We start from the raw sequence: 24,076 nt of genomic DNA, 5'->3' as shown, positions 1-24,076 counted from the left end.
CCGTAAGGGCGGAACCCTAAGCAGCCGTTACCGCAACAACGGATATGTACTCATATCCACCTAAAAACCCCATCAAAAACTTAACGCAACACAAAAAGTTGCGCAGATACCCATGGCTATCGCAGACAAGCCCGCTCCCACATTGGGTTTGCGGTGTGTCAGCCAGCCAACGCTGCGCCATCCATCTTCTGGCGCAGGCTGAGCGGGCGCATGTCGGTCCAGACTTCTTCGATGTAAGCCAGGCACTCTTTCTTCATGCCACTCTTGCCCACGGTGCGCCAGCCTTCCGGTACGGCTTTGTAGTCGGGCCAGATGGAATACTGTTCTTCGTGGTTGACCACTACCTGAAACAGGATGTCGTCGCGGTCAAATACTGAGGTCATTGCTGTTCTCCATCAAAAATAAGGCTGGCTGCGCACCACGCGCAGCGCTGATATCTGTAGAAACGTACCAAGGGTACGAAAAATTAGAGGCTGGCGACCGCTGCCGCCAAGGCACGGCCGAAGATCTCGGCAACCCGGTCGATTTCGGCGGCGGTGATCACCAGCGGCGGCAGGAAGCGCACCACACTCCCATGGCGGCCGCCCAGTTCGAGGATCAGGCCGCGCTTGAGGCATTCGCGCTGCACCAGCGGCGCCAGTTGGCGATGCACCGGTGGGTGGCCCTGGATATCAAGGGTGCCGCTGGGGTCCACCAGTTCCACGCCGAGCATCAGCCCACGCCCACGAATATCCCCCAAGTGCGGGAAGTCGCGTTGCAGGATGCGCAGGTGCTCGCCGAGGCGCTCGCCCATGGCCGCGGCATGGCCGGCCAGGTCGTGCTCCTTGAGGTAGCGCATCACCGCCGACCCCGCCGCCATCGCCATCTGGTTGCCCCGGAATGTCCCGGCATGCGCGCCCGGCAGCCAGGTGTCGAGCCAGTCGCGGTACACCACCACCGCCAACGGCAAACTGCCGCCGATGGCCTTGGACATCACCACTACATCCGGGATGATGCCCGCGTGTTCGAAGGCAAACATCTTGCCGGTGCGACCGAAGCCGCTTTGGATTTCATCGACGATCAGCGCCACACCGGCTTGCTCGGTGATACGGCGCAGGCCACGCAGCCAGTCGAGATCGGCCGGGATCACACCGCCCTCGCCCTGCACCACTTCGACAATCACCGCCGCCGGCAACAACACCCCGGCCTCCGGGTCGTTGAGCAGGTTTTCCAGGTAATGCAGGTTGACCCGCACGCCCTCTGCGCCACCCAGGCCGAAAGGGCAGCGGTAGTCGTAGGGATACGGCAGGAATTGCACGCCATTACTGAGCAAGGCGCCCAAAGGTTTTTTCGGCCCCAGGCTGCCCATCAGGCTCAGCGCGCCTTGGCTCATGCCGTGGTAACCGCCCTGGAACGACAACACCGTGCTGCGACCGGTGGCCGTGCGCACCAGCTTCAGCGCGGCTTCGACCGCATCGGTGCCGGTGGGGCCGCAGAACTGGATTTTCGCTTCCCGCGCCAGCTCCATCGGCAAAAGGCCGAACAGGTCTTGTACGAACTGGTCCTTCACCGGTGTGGTCAGGTCGAGGGTGTGCAGTGGCAGTTCGTCGCTCAGTACCTGCTGGATGGCGTCGATCACCACTGGGTGGTTATGGCCCAACGCCAGAGTGCCGGCGCCGGCCAGGCAGTCGATGAAGCTTCGGCCTTCGACGTCTTCCACGTAGATGCCCTTAGCGCGCTTGAGCGCCAGGGGGATACGCCGGGGATAGCTGCGGGCGTTGGACTCCTGCTGGCGTTGGCGGGCCAGTAACGGGGTTTCTTCGAACTGGTAGAGCGTTTCCACGGGTGCCGGGCTGGCGTGCACCGGGGCGTCTTCGATACGGCTGGTAGCGACTGACATCTCTCGATCCCTCAATACGCTGGTGGGGGTGACCAAACTGCCGATCCGCGTGCGCGCGGATTTCATGTTCTGGAGACGCACCAGGGGTGGGGGGATTTAGGCTTGTTGTGGTTTTTTGAGTGGGGGCATGATCGTTCCCACGCTCTGCGTGGAAATGCATCCCGTGACGCTCCGCGTCACTTTGCACCCTAGTTGAGACCTTCACTTACAGCGGGACGCGGAGCGTCCGTGGCGGCATCCCCACGCAGAGCGTGGGAACGATCATTCCGTCAGTCAAAGCCCCCGATACCGCTCATTCAACGCATACAAAATCGCACACGTCTCGCCATCCAAAACCCCACCATAATCCCGACTCCGAAAGTGCATCTGAAACGCCCGCGTTCTCAGCTCAAACGCCTGGCGATTCCAAGCCGGCTTATACCCATACCGCTGAAACGCCCGCTCCACCTCAACCTCCGGCGGCAACCCAAGACAAAAACGCCGCTGATACATGGCCCGCGTCGACTCATCAAACCAGGCCCCAATCCCAGCCTCGAACAATCGCCGCCAAGGCAACCGAGGCCCAGGATCACTCTTGCGCCAATACGCCACATCCGAATGCCCAACAATGTCGACGGGCTCAACCTGCGGATACCGCTCAAGAATGTCGCGAACCAACGCAATCAACACATCAACCTGCTCCTCGCCGTACGCAGGAAAGGTAAACACCCCGCCATCCTCCCGCGCCAAATTAACAATCTCGACACCAATCGACCGGCTATTGAGATTATCCCGACCACCCCAATGGCTCACCCCGGCATGCCAGGCACGCTTATCCTCGTCCACCAACCGAAACACGCGCAATTCGTCATACCCGGCGGCACGGTAGCCGAGCTCATCAGGGTCCGGCAGCAGATAGTGAGCGCTGACGCCATTTTGAGTAAGCGTAAGCAGGGATGAAGCGAAAGGCGACGCGGTGTAATGCAGGACCACCTGCCGCACGGGCTCGCCCATGCGTTCATTGAAATCCCTGGAAGGGAAACTGCTATCGATCACCAACATAAGAACCGTCCTTTTCAGTACAGGCCGAGTCATTCAGCCCGTTCAAGCGCAAAAAAATTACCGCCATCCTGAAGCGCTGAACTTCAAAAAGGCGGTAATTATTTGGCACCTTAAAAGAACGTGATCAGCGCCGCAGCGGCATGCCTAAGTCAACCCGCAGGCCATCCGGCTGGCTGTCGAATTTCAACGAGCAGGAGCAGCGCTGCACGATAGCCTGCACAATCGCCAGGCCCAGTCCACACCCCTCGCTGCTGCCATTGCGCCAGAAACGCTGGGTCAGGTATTGCAGGTCATCACTGGAAATCTGCTTGCCATGGTCACGCACGCGGAACACCACCGTGTCGGCGCTGGTGAATACATCCAGCTCCACGCGCGTGTCGCCCGGGGTGTGGCGCAGGGCGTTATCCAGCAGGTTGCGCAAGGCAGCGACGGCCAAGGCCACCGGCATTTCTACCGGGGTTTGCGTGAGGTTGTCCGCCAGGATCAGGTCGATACGCCGGTTATCGCCGGCATTGGCGTCCTGGATCGCCAGCCGTGCGACTTGTTCAGCACTGGATTGCAAGCCATCGTCGAACGACAGGCTGCCCTCCACCCGCGCCAACAGCAGCAATTGCTCCAGGGTGCGGTGCAAGCGGTCGGCGCCCTCTTCGGCATGAGCCAGGGATTGGTCGCGGGCCGCACCGTCGGTCATGCGCGCTACTTGCAGGTGGGTCTTGATCGCCGTCAGCGGGCTGCGCAGCTCATGGGCGGCATCGCCGGTGAGCCGGCGCTCACGCTCGATGGCCTTGGCGATGCGTTGCAACAGTTGGTTTTGGGTGTCGAGCAGCGGCTTCAGCTCGCTGGGCAGCGGGTGAATCTGCAGGGGTTCGAGGGAGTCAGCACTGCGGCGCATCAACGCATCGCGCATGCGGTTCAGCGGCACCAGGCTCTGGCCGATGCCCAGCCACAGCAGGCACAGGCAACCCAGCAAGGCCACGCCGACCGGCACCGAAGCCGCCAGCAGGATCGACAGGTTCAGCGCCTCACGCTCCACTTGGCGATCGGCAGTGGTGATCAGCAGATCGCCACGGGACAGGGTGAAACTGCGCCAGCCCACGCCGTCGATGACCTGATCGCGAAAGCCGCTCTTGCGCGACTCCAAGCCTTCATCCGGGGTGGTATGGCTGCGCGCCAGGACTTCCCCGCGCAAGGAGCTGACCTGGCAGGCCATGCCACCCGGCACATTCAGTTGTTCGGTGCGCAACTGCGTACCGCCGCTCACGCTGGCAAGGCCCGGCATCTGCTCGGTCAGACCCGCCACCATGCGTGCCGACGCGACCAGACGCTGGTCGAGGGAAAACATCATCTGGTTGCGCAGGTCGTTGAGCATCCAGGCTGCCGCCAGCAGCCAAATCAGCACAAAGGCAGCGCCCAGCTTGAACGTCAGGCGCAGGCGCAGGCTCATCACGAAGCATTTTCTCCATCATCCAGCACGCCACCGTCCGCCACGCCCAGGCGATAACCCAGACCGCGCACGGTCTCGACGATGCCATTGCCCAATTTGCGCCGCAGGTGGTGGATATGCACATTGAGAGCGTTACTTTCCAGCTCGTCGTTGAAGCCGTAGACGCTGTCCTTGAGCTGTTCGCTGGACAGCACCCGGCCCTTGTTGTGCAGCAGTGCCTGCAACAACGCTTGTTCGCGACGGGAAAGGTCCACCGGCTCGCCGGCCAGGAAGGTTTCGCGGCTGCTGGGGTCATAGGCCAGACGGCCGTGTTCGATCAGGTTGATTCTGCGCCCCGCCACCCGCCGCAGCAGGGTTTGCAGGCGTGCAGCAAGCTCGCGCAAGTCGAAGGGTTTGAGCAGGTAGTCGTCGGCGCCGGCTTGCAGGCCGTCGACGCGATTAGTTACCGAGTCGCGCGCGGTAAGGATCAGCACCGGAATTTCCAGGCCTTGGCTGCGCTGTTGCTGCAGCAACTTGAGGCCGTCTTCGTCGGGCAAACCGAGGTCGAGCACCATGATGTCGAACGTGGCAGCCCTGAGCATCGCCCGCGCGGCAGCGGCCGTAGCCACGCGCTCGACGGTAAAGCCTTGGGCGCCGAGGCCAGCAACAATGCCGCTGGCGATCAGTTCGTCGTCTTCACAGACCAGTACGTGCATGGTTAACCCTTCATGAAAGATGGGGAGAATTAAAGGTGCGGCGGATTAAGCGCCGATTATGCCGTGAAAACAGGCGCACTCGGGCATTCCCTCACTTTAGAATAGCGCCCGGTTAATCATCGGTTAATCAACGCCACACATTGTGTGCCTAACTTGCATCAAACTAAGGCGTGTCCATGCGGTATTTGTTTACCTTTCTGCTGGTGTTATTCGCGGGATTCGCCCAGGCCGCGCCGGGCAATCCATTCGAGACCAAACCCGACTTCCTCCCGGTGGGCAAAGCTTTTACCTTTACCTCCGAGCGTCTTGAAAGTGGCGAGACCCAGCTGTATTGGCAGATTGCCGACGGTTATTACCTCTACCAGCAGCGCATGAAGTTCGAGGGCCTGGCCGAGAAGCCCGTATTGCCGCAGGGTGAAGCCCATAGCGACGAGTTCTTCGGTGAGCAGCAAGTGTATCGCCAAGGCCTGGAAGTGAAGATTCCTGCCGGCGCCACCGGCCAGATCAAACTGAGCTGGCAGGGCTGCGCCGATGCGGGGCTGTGCTACCCGCCGCAGTCGACCACCGTGGACCTGGGTGGCAACCCGGCCGTTGCCGCTACCGCCCAAGCCCAGGACGAGAGCCTGGCCAGCGGCCTGCAGCAGCGCAGCCTGGGTTGGAGTCTATTGGTATTCTTTGGCCTCGGCCTGTTGCTGGCATTTGCCCCGTGCTCGTTGCCGATGCTGCCAATCCTCGCAGGCCTGGTGGTCGGCAGTGGCGCCAGCCCGCGCCGTGGTTTTGCCCTGGCCAGCAGCTATGTGGTGTGCATGGCGCTGGTGTATGCGGCCCTTGGCGTATTGGCCGCGTTACTCGGCGGCAACCTCGCCGCACTGCTGCAAACGCCGTGGATTCTGGGCAGCTTCGCCGCGCTGTTTGTAATCCTTGCGCTACCAATGTTTGGTTTCTTTGAACTGCAACTGCCGACCTTCCTGCGTGACCGCCTGGACAACGTCAGCCGCCAGCAAAGCGGCGGCAGTTTGGTGGGCGCCGGCATTCTCGGTGCACTGTCCGGTTTGTTGGTGGGGCCGTGCATGACCGCGCCGCTGGCCGGCGCCCTGCTGTATATCGCCCAGAGCGGCAATGCGCTGCACGGCGGCTTGATCCTGTTTGCGATGGGCATCGGCATCGGTATTCCGTTGTTGCTGCTGGTGACCGTGGGCAACCGCTTCCTGCCTAAACCGGGTACTTGGATGAATGTGCTCAAGGGCGTTTTCGGCTTCCTGTTCTTGGGCACGGCGGTGCTGATGATTCGCCCGGTCGTCGGCGAAAGCCTGTGGCTCGGCCTGTGGGGCGCATTGGCGCTGGTGATGGCCTACTGCGGCTGGAGCCTGGCCCGCGAGTATGGCTTGGCGGCCAAGGTTTTTGGCGCTGGTTCCCTGGTGCTGGGCCTGTGGGGCGCCGTGCTGGTGGTGGGCGCAGCCGGAGGCAGCGACGACCTGTGGCAACCGCTGAAGGTCTACAGCGGCTCGCAGGTGGGCGCTGCACCGAGTGCCCATGACGCCTTCATGACCATCAACGACCCGGCCGCGCTGCAAAGCCAACTCGACAGCGCCAAGGCTCAGGGCCAATGGGTGCTTGTGGATTACTACGCCGACTGGTGCGTGTCGTGCAAAATCATGGAAAAACAGGTGTTCGGCAAACCCGAAGTGATGGACGCCCTCAAAGATGTGCGCCTGCTGCGCCTGGACGTCACTGCCGACAACGCCGCCAGCCGCGAGCTGCTCGGCCGCTACAAGGTGCCGGGGCCACCGAGCTTCGTGTGGATCGGCCCGGACGGTGAAGAACGCCGCGCCCAACGCATCACCGGCGAAGTGGATGCCACCGCCTTCCTGCAACGTTGGTTACAGACCCGGGACGCGCGCTGATGCTGACCCTGACCATCGGCACCTTCGCCATCGCCCTAAATCACATCCTGCTGATCAGCGCGCTGATTCTCGCCACCGTGGTGGGTTGGCGCGTGGCCAAGCACGGCGGTGAAAACCCGGAGTCAGTGCTTTTCAGCCTGTTCCTGCTGGGCATGCTGGTGGCGCGCATTAGCTTTGTATTGATGTATTGGAGCGACTACCGCCACGACCCGCTGCAAATGGTCGACCTGCGCGACGGCGGTTTTCTCGCCTGGCCCGGCGTGATCGCGCTGGTGCTCGGTGCACTGCTGTACGGCTGGCGCCGCCCTGCGCTGCGCAAACCGCTGAGCGCCGGGGTGATCACCGGGCTGCTGTTCTGGGGCATGACCAGTTTATCTCTGAGCCTTTACGACAAGGGCGCGCAACTGCCGGATATCACCTTGCGCAATGCCAATGGCGACGTGGTGCAACTGGCCGATTACAAAGGCGGCCCGCTGGTGATCAACCTCTGGGCCACCTGGTGCCCGCCGTGCCGACGGGAAATGCCGGTGCTGGAACGCGCACAGCAACAACGCCCCGACGTGACCTTCCTGTTCGTCAACCAGGCCGAAAGCATGCAAAGCGTCAGCACCTACCTCGCGACCCAAGGCCTGACTCTCGACAACATGCTGTTTGACGCCAGCGGCCGCCTCGGCCAGGCCGTGGGTTCCATGGCCTTGCCGACCACGTTGTTCTACCAAGCCGACGGGCGCCTGATCAACAGCCACCTCGGTGAGCTGTCCCAAGCCAGCCTGGCCCGTGCCATGGAACCCTTCGACACCGCCCCTGAAAGGAAACCGACATGCCTCGCCTCCGCCAACTGCTGACCCTGCTGCCGCTGACGCTCGCGGCCACCCTGGCCCAGGCCGAAGACTGGCCGGCACCGATCAAACAGATCGAAGCCAAAGGCGCCAAGATCCTCGGCAAGTTCGATGCCCCCAGCGGCCTCACCGGCTACGCCGCGCAGTACCAGAACCGGGGCATGGCCCTGTACCTGACCGCCGACGGCAAAAGCGTGGTCGCCGGCAACCTGTACGACGCCGACGGTAAAGACCTGAGCACCGCGCCCCTGGAAAAACTGGTGTACGCGCCGATGGCCAAGGAAGTCTGGGCCAAGATGGAACACAGCAACTGGATTCAGGACGGCGATAAAAACGCGCCGCGCACCGTCTACCTGTTCAGCGACCCTAACTGCCCGTACTGCAACATGTTCTGGGAACAGGCGCGGCCGTGGGTAAAAGCCGGCAAGGTGCAGTTGCGCCACATCATGGTCGGCATCATCCGCGAAGACAGCCCAGGCAAGTCGGCCGCCCTGTTCGCCGCCAAAGACCCGCAAAAAGCCCTGGAAGAACACGAAGCCGCCGGCAAAGGCAGCAAATTGCAGGCGCTGGACAAGATCCCGGCGGATATCGAAGCCAAACTCGATGCCAACATGAAGTTGATGGAAGAGCTGGAATTGTCGGCAACGCCGGCGATTTTCTACCTGGATGACAAGGGTGGGTTGCAGCAGCAGCAAGGCGCACCATCGCCGGACAAGCTGGCGAAGATTCTGGGGCCGAAGTAATCGGCGTTTCCCTAAGACTGTTTCAGGCTTGCCCAACAGAAAACGAGCAAAGCAAATTCATAGAAAACCGCATGAAGATTTGAGCTTGACGCAAAAAATCCGATGCCCAAACAGGCATCGGATTTTATTTCATAAAGCCAACGATCAGATCATAAACATAGCGGCTTGAGATCAGGCACGTCTGCCAGATGTCTCTTTGCGCTACTGCCGATTGGCGACTTCAAGATCCGCCTCATCCTCACCGAGGCCAGAGAGATGAGTGCCTTTGATCAACGGCCCATAACGGCGGCTGAATTCCCCGTTGTAGGGCACGCGGTCTTTGCTGATCCCGTTGTCCCAATTCACCGACCATGTCATCAGGCCCTTGATCGACAACCCTTTGTCGTACAAACGCTTGAATGCATTGGTCACGGCTGCGGGGTTGATCACATAACCGGTGGCGGCTGCGTCGACGTTGGCCGGGAGGCCAATGACGAACTTGTCCGCTGGTATTTTGGTAAACCCTCGCGTTCCGCTCACCAGACTTTCGGTCAGGTAAAACAGGAAATCCTCTTTCATCGCGTCGTTGTTCTGGGCAATCCAGGCACCGTTGCCGTTGTTGACCTCCTGCACCCAGATCCCATCGCCCCCCTGGTTGTAATACTGCGGGGCAATGAAGTCGTAATAGCCTTCCAGCGCCTGGAGGTAACCGACGTATTTGCCGGCGGTGGTCAGGTAAGGAAACTCCGGCGCCATGCTGATAATGAAGTGTTTGCCTTCACCAGCGTAATGGTCCTTGACCAGTTTCAACGCGGCGGGCAGGACAGTCTTGTTGTCGGCGAAATCAATCGCGCTCTGTTCAAGATCGATGTCCAGGCCATCAAAGCCATAAGTTTCCACCAGGCGGATAATCTCGTTGGCCAGTGGCTGTTCGTTGCCTTTATGCAACTCGATGTGCGCATCGGCGCCGCCAAGGGAAATCAGCACCGCCCTGCCCTGGCTGTTTAGCACGCCCACCTGGCGGCGGAACTCGGCGTCGGACAGGTTGTACGGCTTGAACGTTGGGATACCGTTGCCTTTCATGAAGGCCACGGCCACCACGTTGTAATCCCTCGGCACGTCCGCCAGGCTCATATTGGCGAATTGGCCACGCTGGTAGCCGTCGCTCGCGCCGGCAGGCCAGTTGTGCCAGAAGCCCATGAGGATCTTTTTGCCGGCAATGCTCGGCATCAGCGAGGCGACATCGTTCAGCGGCGATTTCAGTAAGGTGAAGTCAATCTTTGACATGTTCTAATCCTTCAGAACGTATGGGTTTAACGGCGTGGGCTTATTTGAAGTCCACGTCGAAGGCTTGATAGAAGGCGTTGCCGGTGTTGGCGACGATCCACATCAACACGATCACATGCTTGCCCTTTTTGTTGGCCGGCAGTTTCACTTCGTGATTGACCTTGGCCTTCAGTTCACCTGCATGACTGAAGTACGGCACCTGGGTATAGAAGTCTTCGGCGAACGGCTGGGTTTCCAGTTGTGCGCGGGCGATGCGCTGTTTCGGATCCCAGCCATCCTTGGTGATCAGCCAGCGATAGCCACGGGTGGTGTGCGGCGCGGTGTATTCCCAGGTGACCTTGAAGGTCTGACCCGGATCGACATTGAGCAGCGGCCAGGTGAAGTCGCGGCTGAGTTTCTTGGCCATTTCCTCGTTGGTGAAGTTGATGCAGTCACGGGCATCGGTCTTGCCGCCGCTGAGGATGAAGCCGTCGGCTGGTGGAGTGACGCTGTCAGTGTCGGTTTGATAAGGCGCCGGGAACGGACCGGCAATCAGTGCCGGAAAGTTCTTGCCGCCTTCCATTTCATTGACCTGCCAGGTAGCCAGCAGGCCGAGATCCACGGCGACTGCGCCACGGCTGGAAGGGGACGTGACACGACCATGGCGAAGAGGTGTCTGGGTTTGTGGTTTGTTCATTTGTTACTCCATTGAGATTGATTAAGAACTCTCCTTTCCTTAAGGAGAGAACCTCAAACTAACGGAGTTGCTTTTTTTTTTCACAAGCCCATTTTTCACTCATTTTCTTCTCATGAGACAATAGACCCGCAAACACTGTATATAAAAACAGTATAATGGCAATAACCTACGCCACCAGAGGTCAATTTCCTACAATTCAAGGCGCAAATAGACACAGCGTCTATCGCAAATCGCCTTAGCCCGTTCGTAAGTGATGGCCCTCTGCACGTGACGAGGCATTGGCCTGGCGGCGAGAAAGAATTTCTAGGGAGCGTTCTCAATCAATCAGATGTGCTGAAAGACACCCTCACCACCTGGCCCGAGCCACGCATGAGCCCGATGGGCTTCTGCGACTTCGAACGGTTACTGACAGGAAAAAGATCTGTCCCCGCGCCAGGGCACCCTCGTCGATGCCACGATTATTCATGCTCCCAGTTCAACCAAGAACGAGGAAGGCCAGCGTGATCCTGAGAGGCATCAGACCCAAAAAGGTAACCCGTGCCACTTTGGAATAAAGGCCCTATCAGCGCCGATGTGGATTCTGCGTTAAGCAACGCTGAAAGTCGTTTTCGTTTCGACTAACAGCACGCTCACCGCCAGTTGTTCCACGTTTGCTTAAAGCCCCTCCAACTCCGCCATCAAATCACTCAACCGATCCACCTTCTCGGCGCTGATTTCATTCGCCGCCAACCCCTCGATGTACTCGGCCAACTCCGCCACCGTGCTGCACTCAAACATCGCCCGCAACGGTACATCTCGCTGCAGGCTTTTCTGCACGCGGGAGGCAATCTGCGTGGCCAGCAACGAGTGTCCGCCCAACTCGAAGAAGTTGTCCTGTACGCCTACTCGCTCAACCTTGAGCACCTCAGCCCAAATGGCAGCCAAGGTGGTTTCCAGCTCGTTGCGCGGTGCCAGGTAGTCCTGGCTATGCAACTGGCCGATCTCCAGGGCTGGCAGGGCCTTGCGGTCGAGTTTGCCGTTGGCGTTCAGCGGCAGGCGCTCGAGCCATAACCAGTGCAGCGGCACCATGTATTCCGGCAGTTCAGCGCGCAGGCGTTGCTTGATGCGGTCGAGGCGATCACTTGGGTTCAACACGTCGTCCGCCGCCACCAAGTAACCCACCAGATGCTTGCCGTTGACGCCTTCCTGCACCCCCACCGCCGCGTCACGCACCTGGGGCTGTTCATGCAGGCGCGCTTCGATTTCACCCAGCTCGATGCGGTAGCCGCGAATCTTCACCTGATGATCGATACGGCCCACATATTCCAACACGCCATCGCTGCGCCGACGTGCCAGGTCGCCGGTGCGATAGAGACGCTCGCCCGGCTCACCGAACGGGTTGGGCACAAACACCTGCGCTGTACGCAGCGGATCGCTGACGTAACCACGGCCCACACCGGTACCCGCCACGCACAACTCACCCACAGCACCTTGTGGCACCAACTCCAGTGCGCCATCGAGCACGTACAACCGGTTGTTGTCGGTCGGCGTACCAATCGGCAGATAAGTGCCACGGGTAGACGCCAGGTCGACACGGAAGAACGCCACGTCGTCCGAACATTCCGCCGGGCCGTACGCGTTGACCAAGCCAATTTCTGGATAACGCAGCAACCATTGGTGCGCCAGCTCCGGCGGCATCGCTTCGCCCGTCGGCAGCATCCAGCGCAGGCCGTCCAGGCTCATGCGCTCCTGGGCGAGCATGCCCTGGATCAGCGACGGCACGCTTTCCAGCACGGTTATGCCTTGGGCCTGCACATGCGCCAGCAACCCCTGCGGATCATGCGCAATAGTGTTCGGCACGATATCCACCCGCGCGCCGAACAGCGGCGCGGCGAGGAATTGCCACACGGAAATATCGAAGCTCTGCGAAGCCGTCTGGGCGATTACATCCGCCGGGCTCAGGTCAAGGTACGGCACCTTGCTCAATTGGTTATTGAGCATGCCGCGCTGTTCGACCATCACGCCTTTGGGCAGGCCGGTAGAGCCCGAGGTGTAGATCACGTAGGCAAGGTTGTCCGGGCCGCTGTAGATTCCTGGATTTTCCCCACGGCCCGGCACTTCCTCCCACACCAGTAACTGGCAGTCGGTGCCTTCCAACAACTCAATCGCCTGCTCGCGGCACGCTTCAGTGCACACCAGCAACGGCGTGCGGCTCAGGTCAATAATGCGGCTCAGGCGCTGGCTTGGCAGGCCCGTGTCCAGCGGCAAGTAACCGGCGCCGGCCTTGAAGCTGCCGATGATCATGCCCAGCAGATCCAGGTTGCGCTCGGCCAGCAACGCCACCGGTTGATCCAGGCCGACACCCGCCGAAATCAGCGCGTAACCCAGGCCGTTGCTGCGCCGGTTCAACTCGTCATAGGTCCATTGCTGGTCAAGGCAACTGGCGGCGACGCGCTGCGCATGCTCGGCCACCTGCGCTTCAAACAGCTCGACGTAGCTGCGCTCCAATGGGTAGGCGTGCTCACTCTGGTTGCAGCCGTCCAACAGGAATTCACGCTCTTGCTCGCCGATCAGCGGCAGGTCGGCCATGTCGCCATGGAAGCCCTGCACCAACGCCAGCAACAGCCGCTTAAACTCACCGAGCATGCCTTGCACGGTGGTTTCGTCGAAGTAACGCTGGTCGTAGGACAGGTGCAAACCGAGGTCATCGCCCGGGTAGCACACCGCGGTCAGCGGGAAGTTGGTGTGGGTGCGGCCGGAATCCGAGGTGGCGTTCAGGCGTTGCGCACGGTCCAGCACCGAGACTTCCACCGGCGCGTTCTCGAACACGAACAGGCTGTCGAACAGCGGCTGGCCCTTGGGCAACTCGCTGTGTTCCTGAATAGTCACCAGCGGCAGGTATTCGTACTCGCGCAGCTGCATGTTGCTGTCGAGCAAGCCACTCAACCACTGGCGTACGCTGCAGTGCTGATCGTCTTCAGGCAGTTTCACCCGCAGCGCAATGCTGTTGATGAACAGGCCGACGGTGCGTTGCATCTCGGGCATTTCCACCGGGCGCCCGGCCACAGTGACGCCAAACAACACGTCACGCTCCCCGCTCAAGCGACGCAGCACCAACGCCCAGGCCGCTTGGGCGAAGGTGTTGACGGTCAGTTGATGGGCCTGCGCCAATTCACGCAGTTGCGCACCGTCGCGGGCATCCAGGCGGGTGTAGCAGTCGCCCACCACCATGCCGCCGCTGTGACCTGCGTGTTCACGCAGAAACGGCCGGTCGCTCGGGATCGGCGTGGTGCGCTCGAAACCTTGCAAGTTCTGCTGCCACCACTGGCGCGCTTCGGCGAGGTTCTGGCGTTGCAGCCAGGCGATGTAGTCGCGGTAGCGCGGCGGCGTGGCCAGTTGCGCTTCGCGACCTTCGCTCAGGGCCATGTAGATATCAAAGAAGTCATTCATCAGCAGCGAACGGCACCAGGCATCAATGAGGATGTGGTGGTTGCTCATCAAGAACCAGTAGCGCGCTTCGCCGACGCGGATCAGGCGCAGGTGGAACGGCGCTTGGTTGAGCAGATCGAAACCGGCTTCACGCTCGGCCTTGAGCAGCGCTTGCAGACGCGGCTCCTGTTCACTTTCCGGATCGGCGCTCCAGTCCAGGTACTCAATCGGCGTGCTGCCCGGTTTGTGGATCACTTGCAACATATCTTCGCCGACGTTCCAGCAGAACGACGCACGCAAGGCTTCGTGACGGGCGATCACCGCCTGCCAGGCCTGGGCGAAACGCTCGGGGTCCAGCGCGCTGTGGATGCGGTAACGGTCCTGCATGTAGTAAAGGCCGGTGCCCGGTTCCAACAGGGTGTGCAGCAACAAGCCTTCCTGCATCGGCGTCAGCGGGTAGACGTCTTCGATGGTGCCGGCCGCAATCGGCAGGCTGTCGAGTTGTGCTTGGCTCAGGTGGGCCAGCGGGAAGTCGGAAGGCGTGAGGCCGCCGGCATCGTCCTTGAGGCAGTGGGCAATCAGGCTTTGCAGTTCGGCGAGGTAGGCATCGGCCAGCTCGCTAATGGTCTGCTGATCATGGCGCTCGCGGCTGAAGGTCCAGCGCAGCACCAATTCACCCCCATACACTTGGCTGTCGACGCTCAACGCGTTGGGCAGCGGCGCATCCGGGTCATGGGCCAGGCCGGCCGACTCATCCAATGGATGGAACAGCGCATCGGCGCCGAAGCTCTGGTCGAATTGGCCGAGGTAGTTGAAGGTGAGGTCGGCGCTTGGCAGGGCGGCCATGGTCTGCTGGCACAGATCGTCCGCCAAGTAACGCAGCACGCCGTAGCCCAAGCCTTTGTGCGGCACGCCGCGCAGTTGCTCCTTGATCGCCTTGATCGACGCGCCCTGCTCTGCTTGCGGTGTAAGACGCAGCGGATAAGCACTGGTGAACCAGCCGACGCTGCGGGTCAGGTCGACGTCATCAAACAAGGTTTCACGACCATGGCCTTCCAGCTGAATCAGCGCTGAATCGTGCCCACTCCAGCGGCACAGCACGCGGGCCAAGGCCGTCAGCAGCAGGTCGTTGACCTGGGTGCGGTAGGCGCTTGGCGCCTGTTGCAACAACTGGCGGGTGTGTTCGGCATCCAGGCGCACGCTGACGGTGTCGGCATCGCGATTGCGCCGCGTGCCTCTCGGGCGATCCACCGGCAATACCACCTGCGGGCCGGCCAACTGGTCTTGCCACACAGCCAACTCTTCGCGCAGGGATTCGCTGCTCGCATATGCCTGCAAGCGCGCAGCCCAATCGCGCAAGGCGCTGGTCTTGGCCGGCAGGCTCACGGACTGACCATCGCTCAACTGGCGGTAAACCGTTTGCAGGTCTTCCAGCAACACGCGCCACGACACGCCATCCACCACCAGGTGATGAATCGCGATCAGCAGGCGTTGCTGACCTTGCGGGCCGTCCACCAGCAAGGCGCGTAGCAGCGGGCCGTGTTCAAGGTCGAGGCTGCGTTGGGTGTCGGTGAACAGCGCGCTGCACTGCTGCATATCGCGCACTTGCGCCTGCATCAGTACGCCGCCTTGCGGCACGGCCAAATGCTCGGCGTGCCATTGGGCGTCGCGCGGGGTGAAGCTCAAGCGCAGGGCGTCGTGGTGCTCCAGCACCGCCAACAGCGCTTGCTCCAGGCGATGAGGTTCGAGCAGTTGCAGCGGTTTTAGCAGCAACGCCTGGTTCCAGTGCTGACGATTAGGCATCTCGGTATCGAAGAACCAATGCTGAATCGGCGTAAGCCCTGAGCTGCCAGTCAGCACCCCTTGCTCGGCGGTAACCTGCTCGGAACGCGTGGCCACGCCAGCCAGGGTTTGCACGGTCTGGTGCTGGAATAAATCGCGCGGGCTGAAGTGAATTCCAGCTTGCCGCGCGCGGCTGACCACTTGGATCGACAAGATTGAGTCGCCGCCCAGTTCAAAGAAATTATCGTCCAGGCCGACTTGCTGCACGTTCAATACGGCGCACCAGATCGCGGCCAGGGTGTGCTCCAGCTCATTGCGTGGCGCCACGTATTGTTGGCGATTCGCCTCCGGGTCCGGCTGCGGTAAGGCACGACGGTCGAGCTTGCCGTTGGCGGTCAGCGGCATGCTGTCCAGCACGATCAAGTGCGCGGGCACCATGTAGTCCGGCAGTTGCGCCTTGAGGTGTGCCTTCAGCGCCTCGCGCAGGGTGCCGTGGTCGGCGTCGCTGACCAGATAGGCCACCAGCTGTTTGCCGCTGGGTGATTCCAACGCCAGCACCACCGCTTCGCGCACCGCTGGGTGTTCCAGCAGGCGGGTTTCGATTTCGCCCAGCTCAATACGGAAACCGCGAATCTTCACTTGATGGTCGACACGGCCCAGGTACTCCACCAGGCCATCGACGCGTTGGCGCACCAGGTCGCCGGTGCGGTACAAACGGCCACCCTTCGTGGCAAACGGGTCGGCGACAAAGCGCTCCGCGGTCATGCCCGGGCGCTGGTGGTAACCCTGGGCCAGACCGGCCCCGCCGACATACAACTCGCCGGTCGCGCCTTGCGGCACCAGCGCCAGGTCGGCGTCGAGAATGTAGGCCACACGCGCGCCGATGATGCTGCCGATCGGCACGCTGGCGGCGCCCTCTTCCAACTGCTCCGGCGCCAGGCTGGCCAGCGGCATGACCACGGTTTCGGTCGGGCCGTAGGCGTTGAAAAACACCTCGGGGTTGAACGCCGCGCGGATACGCTGCAAGTGTTCGCCGGTCAGCGCCTCACCGCCGGTGATGCACATGCGCACCGGCAAGGTCTGGTGCTGAGTCGCCAGCCATTGCGCCAACTGGCTGCCGTAGCTTGGGGTAAAGCCCAGAATATTGATGCGATGGGTGCGGATCAGCGCGCAAATTTCTTCGGCATCCCACTGGCCCTGGGCTCGCAGAACCACCTGCGCACCGCTGAGCAGCGGCACCAGCAAACGCTCGGTGGCGGCGTCGAAGTTGATGGAATAAAAGTGCAGTTCGCAGTCATCCGGGCGCATGCCGAAACGCTCGATCACCGCCTGGCAATGCATGGCGATTTCACCGTGGGACACCACCACGCCTTTGGGCTTGCCGGTGGAGCCGGAGGTGTAGATCAGGTACGCCTGGTGTTGCGGCAGGCTGATGAAGGGCAGCTCGTTGGCCGGGTAATTGGCGAGCACCGCAAGGTCATCTTCCAGGCACCAACACGCCACCGTCGCCGGCAGTTCACCGAGCGCTTCAAACATCGCCGCGTCACTGAGCAGCAGGCCGATGCCGCTGTCTTCGATCATGTAGTGCAAGCGGTCCAGCGGGTATTCCGGGTCCAGCGGCACATAGGCACCGCCGGCTTTGAGGATCGCCAACAGGCCAATCACCATTTCCAAAGAACGCGGCAGCGCCAGGCCAACACGTACTTGAGGGCCGACGCCGCGCTCGCGCAGCATCCAGGCCAGGCGGTTGGCGCGGGCGTCCAGTTCGCGGTAGGTCAGCGTCTCACCGGCGAAGGTCAGCGCAGGCGCATCGGGACGATTATTCGCCTGCTGGCTGAACAGCGGATGGATGCACTGATCGAGGCGATGCTCACCGGCCTCGACACCCAAACTGTTTTGCAGCGCACGCTGCTCGGTCGCCGTCAGCAGCGGCAGTTCGCTGAGGCGCTGTTGCGGGTTGGCGATCAACGCCTCCAGCAGGTTGCGCCAATGCTCGGCCATGCGCGCAATGCGCGGTTCGTCAAACAGGTCGGTGCTGTAGGTTAGGCAGCAACCCAGGCGATGGTCGAGGTCGGTGACTTCCAGGTTGAGGTCGAACTTGGTTGCACGTGCATCGTTGGCCAGGTACTCGACAGTCATGCCGGCCAGTTGGCGGCTCTGCTGGAATTCCCAGCGCTGCACGTTGCACATCACCTGGAACAGCGGGTTGTACGCCGCGCTGCGCGGGGGTTGCAGGGCTTCCACCACGTGGTCGAACGGCAGGTCCTGGTGGGACTGGCCTTCAATCACGGTGTGGCGCACGTGCTCGAATAACTCCCCCACTTTCATCTGCCCATTGAGCTGGCAACGCAGCACCTGGGTGTTGAGGAAGGCGCCGATCAGCCCTTCGCTTTCCGGGCGAATCCGGTTGGCCACCGGCGCGCCGATGCGCAGGTCGGTCTGGCCGCTATAACGGTAGAGCAACACGGCCAGGGTGGCGGTCATGGTCATGAACAGGGTCAAGCCACGCTCGGCATTGAAGGCACGCACGCGGGCGGCCAGTTCATCGCTCAGGTCGAAGCGGTACAGCTCGCCCTGATGGCTTTGCACCGGCGGGCGTGGGCGATCGGCGGGCAGTTCGAGCAGTGGATGCTCATGCCCAAGCTGTGCGATCCAGTAATCCAGTTGGCGCTGACCCTCACCGGACTCCAGCCACTGGCGCTGCCACACGCTGTAGTCGAGGTACTGCACCGGCAACGGCGCCAGCGGCGAGTCGCGCTCGTCGATAAAGGCTTCGTACAGCGCGCTGAGTTCACGCGCGAAGATGTCCATCGCCCAACCTTCGGTGACGATATGGTGCAGGGTCAGCACCAGGTAGTGTTCCTGCTCTGCGGCCTTGACCAGGCATGCGCGCAGCAGTGGCCCGGTTTCCAGGTTGAAGGGCGTGTGGGCTTCGTGGTCGGCAAGCTGTTGCAGACGCCGCTGGCGCTCGGTGTCGTTCAGCGCCGAGAAGTCCTGCCAATCCATGCGCAGGCCGGTTTGCGGCGCGACCTTTTGATAAGCCACGCCGTCGACGCTCGGGAACGTTGTACGCAGGGTTTCGTGGCGCATGATCAAGGCTTGCAACGCGGCCTCGAAACGCCCCACATCCAGCACGCCGCGCAGGCGCGCCATGCCGCCGACGTTGTAGGCCGGGCTGTCCGGTTCCATCTGCCAGAGGAACCACATGCGCTGCTGCGAATAGGACAGCGGCACCGGCGCGCTGCGGTCGACTTTGGCGATGGCGGTTTGCTGGTTGCGCTGGCCCGAGGCTTGGATCAGCCCGACTTGCTCGGCAAACGCGCCCAACTCGCTGGCTTCGAACAAGGTGCGCAATGGCAACTCGACGTCGCAGGCCTGGCGGGTGCGCGAGATGATTTGCGTGGCCAGCAACGAGTGGCCGCCGAGGGCGAAGAAGTCGTCGCTCAAGCCAATACGTGGCAGGCCGAGGACTTCGCGCCAGATCGCCGCAATCTGCTGCTGCAACGGCGTTTCGGGTTCGATGTGTTCACGGGTTTGCCACACCGGTTCGGGCAATGCGCGACGGTCGAGTTTGCCGCTGGGGCTCAGGGGCATGGCGTCCAGGCGCATCAGTTGCGCGGGCACCATGTACTCCGGCAGCTCGGCGGCCAAGGCGGTTTTTACCGCTTGTTCGTCCAACTCGGTACCGGCGGTGTAATAGCCGATCAACTGCTGCTCGCGCACCAGCACCACGGCCTGGGCGATGCTGTCCATGGCGAGCAGGCGCGCTTCGATTTCTTCCGGTTCCACACGAAAGCCACGCAGTTTGACCTGCTGATCAAGGCGGCCGAGGTATTCGAGCACGCCGTCAGCGCTCCAGCGCACACGGTCACCAGTGCGATACAGGCGTGCGCCCGCCTCGCCCAGTGGGTCGGCGACAAAACGTTCGGCGGTCAGCCCGGCGCGGCCGAGGTAACCACGCGCCAGGCCGATGCCGCCGATGCACAGTTCGCCCGGCACACCGGCGGGCAGTGGGTTGAGGTGTTCGTCCAGCACACGGCAGGTCACATTGCCCAGCGGCCGGCCAATCGGCGAGCGCTCGCCATCCTCGGCTTTGCATTGCCAATGGGTGACGTTGATCGCGGTTTCGGTCGGGCCATAACGGTTGTGCAGTTGCACTGCCGGCAGGCGTGCCAATACGCGGTTGCGCAACTCGGCAGGCAAGGCTTCGCCGCCGGAGAACAGGCGGCGCAGGCTGGTGCATTCGGCCACCAACGGCTCATCGATAAACAGCTGCAACAGCGGCGGCACAAAGTGCAAGGTAGTCACGCCGTGCTCCTGCACCAACTGCGCGATGCGGTGCGGGTCGCGATGCTCGCCGGGGCCGGCCAGCACCAACCGGCAACCGGTGATCAGCGGCCAGAAGCATTCCCACACCGACACGTCGAAACTGATCGGCGCCTTTTGCATCAGCACATCGGTTTCGTTGAGTTGATACGTGGCCTGCATCCACTGCAAGCGCTCGGCCAGTGCCGCATGGGTATTGCCCACGCCTTTGGGCTGGCCAGTGGAGCCGGAGGTGTAGATCACGTAGGCGAGGTTATCGCCGTGCAAGTGCAGGCCCGGCGCCTGGGTCGGCCAACTGTCGAGGTGCAGGCTGTCCATGGCGATCACGCACACGCCTTCGGTGGCCGGTAACAGCTCCAGCAGCGAGGTTTGGGTCAGCAGCAGGTGTACGCCGCTGTCCTGGAGCATGTAGGCCAGGCGGTCGGCGGGGTAATCCGGGTCCAGCGGCACGTAGGCGCCACCGGCCTTGATGATCGCAAGCAAGCCGATCAACAGTTGCGGCGAACGCTCGGCGGCGATGGCCACGCACACATCCGGGCCGACGCCTTTGTCACGCAGGTAATGGGCCAGGCGGTTGGCCTGGGTGTGCAGTTGAGCGAAGGTCAGGCTGGCGCCCTGCCAGACCAATGCGGTGCTGTCCGAGGTGTGCCGGTTAAGTAACTCGGGCAACCATTGCTGCGCGGGCACGCACGGCGCTTCGCTCCACGGCTGCTGCTCGTCGGTTTGCATCAGCTTCAGGTCGCCGATGGCCTGTTGCGGTTGCTCGCAGACGGCGTGCAGCAGGTTGATGAAGTGCTCGGCGAGACGCTGAATGGTTGCGCTGTCGAACAATTCATCGGCGTAGTCGAACGACAGGCTCAGGCGCCCGTTGCGGTCTTCTTCGCTGTGCAGTTGCAGGTCGAACTTGGCCTCGCGGCTGTGCCACGCCAGCTCATCGGCGAGCATCCCCGGCAGGCGGCGCAAGGCACTCAAGTCGCGCTGCTGGTGGTTGAACATGACCTGGAACAGGCCTTGTTCACGGGCTTGCGGGAAGGCTTCCAGCAGTTGTTCGAACGGCAGGTCCTGATGGGCCTGGGCACCCAACGCCGTTTGGCGGGTTGCAGCCAACAGCTGGTTGAACGGCAGTCGCCCATCGAGCTCGGCGCGCAGCACCAAGGTGTTGATGAAGAAGCCGACCAGGCCTTGGGTTTCCTGGCGCGAGCGGTTGGCATTCGGCACGCCGATGCGAATATCACGCTGGCCGCTGTAGCGGTAGAGCAGGCTTTGGAACGCCGCCAGCAGCAACATGAACGGTGTGGATTCGTTGGCCTGGGCGGTCTGGCGAATCGCGGCACTGAGGCCTGCATCCAGGCGCACGCTATGGCGCGAGGCGCTGTTGCGTTGCTGCGCCGAGCGCGGGTGGTCGGTGGCCAGGCTCAGGGTTGGATGCTCCTCGCCCAACTGCGCTTTCCAATACGCCAATTGCCGCTGGCCTTCGCCTTCTGCCAGCCATTGGCGCTGCCAGTTGCCGTAGTCGGCGTATTGCAGGGCCAATGGCGGCAGCGCCAGGGTTTGGCCCTGGGTCGCGGCAGCGTACAGGCGCGAGAATTCATCGATAAGGATATTCAGCGACCAACCGTCGGCGATGATGTGGTGCAGCGTGACCAACAATTGGTGCTCTTCATCGTCCAGACGTACCAGGGTCACCCACAGCAGCGGGCCTTTTTCCAGGTCGAAGTGGGTGCGCGCTTCGTCTTCGCGGATCTGTTGCGCGCGCGCTTCACGCTCGGCGGCGGGCAGGTCGCTGAGGTCGATGACGTGCAGGTCGAATTCGATGCTTGCGTCCACACGCTGGAAGGCCTGGCCGTCGCGCTCGTAGAAGCGGGTACGCAGGGCTTCGTGGCGCTGGATCAGGCGCTGGAAGCTGGCGCGCACCGCGTCTTCGTCCAGCTCACCGCGCAAGCGCAAGGCGCCGGGGATGGTGTAGGCGCTGCTCTGCGGGTCGAGTTGCCAGGTGATCCACAGGCGATTTTGTGCCAGGGATTGCGGCAGGTCGTCTTGGCGCGACAAGGCATGAATCGCGCCTTGAGCGATGCCGCCGTCCTGCTGCAATTGCGCGACGTTTGCGGCAAAGCTCGCAAGCGTCGGCGCTTCGAACAGCATGCGCAGGTTCAGCTCCAGGCCCAGGGTTTCTCGCAGGCGCGCAACCACTTGGGTGGCGGTGATGGAGTTACCGCCGAGCAGGAAGAAGTGGTCATCGCCCGCGACAGTTGCGACCTGCAACTGCTCGCACCAGATCGCTGCGATCTGGCTTTGCAGTTCGGTTTCCAACGCCGCATCGCTCGCTTGCACGTGCAGGTCGGGGAACTGCGCATAGCTGTCGAGGCTGCCGTCGGCGTGGCGAAGGGCACACGCCGAGCGCTGCACCTTGCCGCTGGACGTCTTGGGCAAGGCGCCGGGGTTGAGCAATACAACTACGCTCGGGGCTTGTTGATAGGCCTCGGCCACGGCCTGGCGGATGGCTTTGATCAGCGCTTCGGGTGGCAGGATTTTCTGCACGCTGCGGCTGATTTCGGCGGCGATGCCGATGCCTTCCAGGCCCTGATCATTCACGGCAAAGGCGGCGACGCGGCCTTTGCGCACCACTTCCACCTCGCGCTCGATGGTCTGTTCGATGTCCTGGGGATACAGGTTGTGGCCGCGCACGATCAGCAGGTCTTTCAGGCGACCGGTGATGTACACCTCGCCCTCGCGGATAAAACCCAAGTCGCCGGTGCGCAGCCAGGTGCGGCCAGCCTGTTCTACGAACGTCTTGGCAGTGGCCTCAGGGTTGCGCCAGTAGCCGTGGGCGATGCTCGGGCCGGTGGCCCACAGCTCGCCGACGCGGTTATCCGGCAGCTCGCTCAACGTGTGCGGGTCGGCAATCAACATCGCGTGTTCCGGCTGGCAGGTGCCGCAGCTCATGATCGCGCTGCCTTGCCCCGGCTCGGCACGATTCGCCGCCAGCGCTTGTTCGTCCAGGCGCAAGGCCGGGATGCCGTGGCCACGGGTGCCGCCGGCGACAAACAGGGTGGCCTCGGCCAAGCCGTAGGAGGCGAAAAAATTGTTCGAGGTGAACCCGCAGGCCGCGAACTTCTCAGCGAAGCGTTCCAGGGTGTCGAGGCGGATCGGTTCGGAGCCCGAATACGCCACGCGCCACTTGCTCAAGTCCAGGCGTTCCAGGGCGGATTCGCTGACCCGCTCGCTGCACAGGCGATAAGCGAAATCCGGCCCCCCGCTGATGGTGCCGCCGTATTCGCTGATCGCTTCGAGCCAGCGCAATGGCCGTCCGAGGAAGTAAGCCGGCGACATCAACACACACGGCACGCCGCTGAAGATCGGTTGCAGCAGGCCGCCGATCAGGCCCATGTCGTGGTACAGCGGCAGCCAGCTGACGATCACGTCATCCGGGTTGAGGTCGATGCCGAAGCCGCGACGGATCAGCACTTCGTTGGCCACCAGGTTGCCGTGGCTGACTTGCACACCTTTGGGCAATGCGGTGGAGCCGGAGGTGTATTGCAGGAAGGCGATGTCGTCGGCGTGCAGTTCGGGTTCGACCCAGCCGTCGGCGATCTGCGCATCCAGGGTGTCGACGCTCAGCACCGGCGGTGCGTTGTCGATCTGTGACAGGCCGCCGCCGAGGCTGGCGATGGTCAGCAGCAGGCGAGGTTCGGCATCGGCGATGATCGACAGCAGGCGCTCCTGGTGATGCCGACGCGTGGATTCGGGCGGATAAGCCGGCACCGCGATGACCCCGGCGTACAGGCAACCAAAGAACGCCGCGACGTAGTCCGGGCCGCTGGGGAACAACAGCACCGCGCGGTCGCCCAACGCCGCATTGGCCTGCAAGGCGGCGGCGATGGTACGGGCGCGTTGGTCCAAGTCACGGTAACTGAGCACGACGCTGTGCTCGGCCGACTCGGCGAGGAAGCGCAGCGCTACCTGATCCGGGGTCTGCGCGGCACGACGTTGAAGGGACTGGACCAATGTGCGGGGAAGTTCGAAGGCGTCCATCATGGGGTTCCTGCCTGAAATCGGCTTACGGGAAAATCGAG

10 protein-coding genes and 2 pseudogenes are annotated in these 24,076 nt (G+C 62.3%); 4 read left to right on the top strand and 8 right to left on the bottom strand.

Annotated features, from left to right (window positions below; genetic code table 11):
• Positions 1 to 158 precede the first annotated feature (158 nt).
• The 5 genes from ACI77I_RS20475 to ACI77I_RS20455 all read right to left on the bottom strand — a co-directional run bounded on the left by ACI77I_RS20475 (position 159) and on the right by ACI77I_RS20455 (position 5,059).
• Positions 159 to 383: an MbtH family protein gene (locus tag ACI77I_RS20475; protein WP_028617283.1), complete on the bottom strand. Its 225-nt coding sequence runs from the start codon at positions 381 to 383 to the stop codon at positions 159 to 161.
• Positions 384 to 466: 83 nt separating this feature from the next.
• The gene (locus tag ACI77I_RS20470; protein ID WP_263472622.1) at positions 467 to 1,879 is read right to left on the bottom strand and encodes an aspartate aminotransferase family protein; all 1,413 of its coding nucleotides are present in this window, start codon (positions 1,877 to 1,879) and stop codon (positions 467 to 469) included.
• A gap of 273 nt (positions 1,880 to 2,152) precedes the next feature.
• On the bottom strand, positions 2,153 to 2,920 hold the full coding sequence (locus ACI77I_RS20465; RefSeq protein ID WP_242151549.1) for an N-acetylmuramoyl-L-alanine amidase: 768 nt from the start codon (positions 2,918 to 2,920) through the stop codon (positions 2,153 to 2,155).
• A 124-nt stretch (positions 2,921 to 3,044) separates the two neighbouring features.
• On the bottom strand, positions 3,045 to 4,364 hold the full coding sequence (locus ACI77I_RS20460) for an ATP-binding protein (protein WP_094950794.1): 1,320 nt from the start codon (positions 4,362 to 4,364) through the stop codon (positions 3,045 to 3,047).
• Entirely contained in the window at positions 4,364 to 5,059 is a 696-nt protein-coding gene (locus tag ACI77I_RS20455; RefSeq protein ID WP_094950793.1) for a response regulator transcription factor, read from the bottom strand. The genes ACI77I_RS20460 and ACI77I_RS20455 overlap by 1 nt, the downstream gene beginning before the upstream one ends.
• Positions 5,060 to 5,235: 176 nt before the next feature.
• On the opposite strand from ACI77I_RS20455, the gene dsbD reads away from it, so the two are divergent.
• The 3 genes from dsbD to dsbG are packed head-to-tail and all read left to right on the top strand — an operon-like array spanning position 5,236 to position 8,545.
• Positions 5,236 to 6,963, top strand: a complete 1,728-nt coding sequence (dsbD, locus tag ACI77I_RS20450; protein ID WP_263273685.1) for a protein-disulfide reductase DsbD — start codon at positions 5,236 to 5,238, stop codon at positions 6,961 to 6,963.
• Complete coding sequence (locus ACI77I_RS20445) at positions 6,963 to 7,808, top strand: TlpA disulfide reductase family protein (protein ID WP_094950791.1); 846 nt, start codon at positions 6,963 to 6,965, stop codon at positions 7,806 to 7,808. Before dsbD ends, ACI77I_RS20445 begins: the two co-directional genes overlap by 1 nt.
• Complete coding sequence (dsbG, locus tag ACI77I_RS20440) at positions 7,784 to 8,545, top strand: thiol:disulfide interchange protein DsbG (RefSeq protein ID WP_242151558.1); 762 nt, start codon at positions 7,784 to 7,786, stop codon at positions 8,543 to 8,545. Before ACI77I_RS20445 ends, dsbG begins: the two co-directional genes overlap by 25 nt.
• Before the next feature lie 267 nt (positions 8,546 to 8,812).
• Here the strand turns inward: dsbG and ACI77I_RS20435 are convergent.
• Together ACI77I_RS20435 and ACI77I_RS20430 are read right to left on the bottom strand one after the other, a co-directional pair.
• Positions 8,813 to 9,811, bottom strand: a pseudogene (locus tag ACI77I_RS20435) (chitinase); the annotation flags it as partial.
• Positions 9,812 to 9,851: 40 nt separating this feature from the next.
• On the bottom strand, positions 9,852 to 10,487 hold the full coding sequence (locus ACI77I_RS20430; RefSeq protein ID WP_406998276.1) for a lytic polysaccharide monooxygenase auxiliary activity family 9 protein: 636 nt from the start codon (positions 10,485 to 10,487) through the stop codon (positions 9,852 to 9,854).
• Between the two features lie 412 nt (positions 10,488 to 10,899).
• Between ACI77I_RS20430 and ACI77I_RS20425 the strand changes: the two are divergent.
• Positions 10,900 to 11,046, top strand: a pseudogene (locus tag ACI77I_RS20425) (IS5/IS1182 family transposase); the annotation flags it as partial.
• A 95-nt stretch (positions 11,047 to 11,141) separates the two neighbouring features.
• Here the strand turns inward: ACI77I_RS20425 and ACI77I_RS20420 are convergent.
• Complete coding sequence (locus ACI77I_RS20420) at positions 11,142 to 24,038, bottom strand: non-ribosomal peptide synthetase (protein WP_406998275.1); 12,897 nt, start codon at positions 24,036 to 24,038, stop codon at positions 11,142 to 11,144.
• Between the last annotated feature and the right edge of the window lie 38 nt (positions 24,039 to 24,076).

The organism is Pseudomonas sp. D47 (genome assembly GCF_045447305.1).
Taxonomy (GTDB): Bacteria; Pseudomonadota; Gammaproteobacteria; order Pseudomonadales; family Pseudomonadaceae; genus Aquipseudomonas.
The sequence above is the reverse complement of the archived record's forward strand: the minus strand, read 5'-3'. Positions and strand labels throughout refer to the sequence as shown.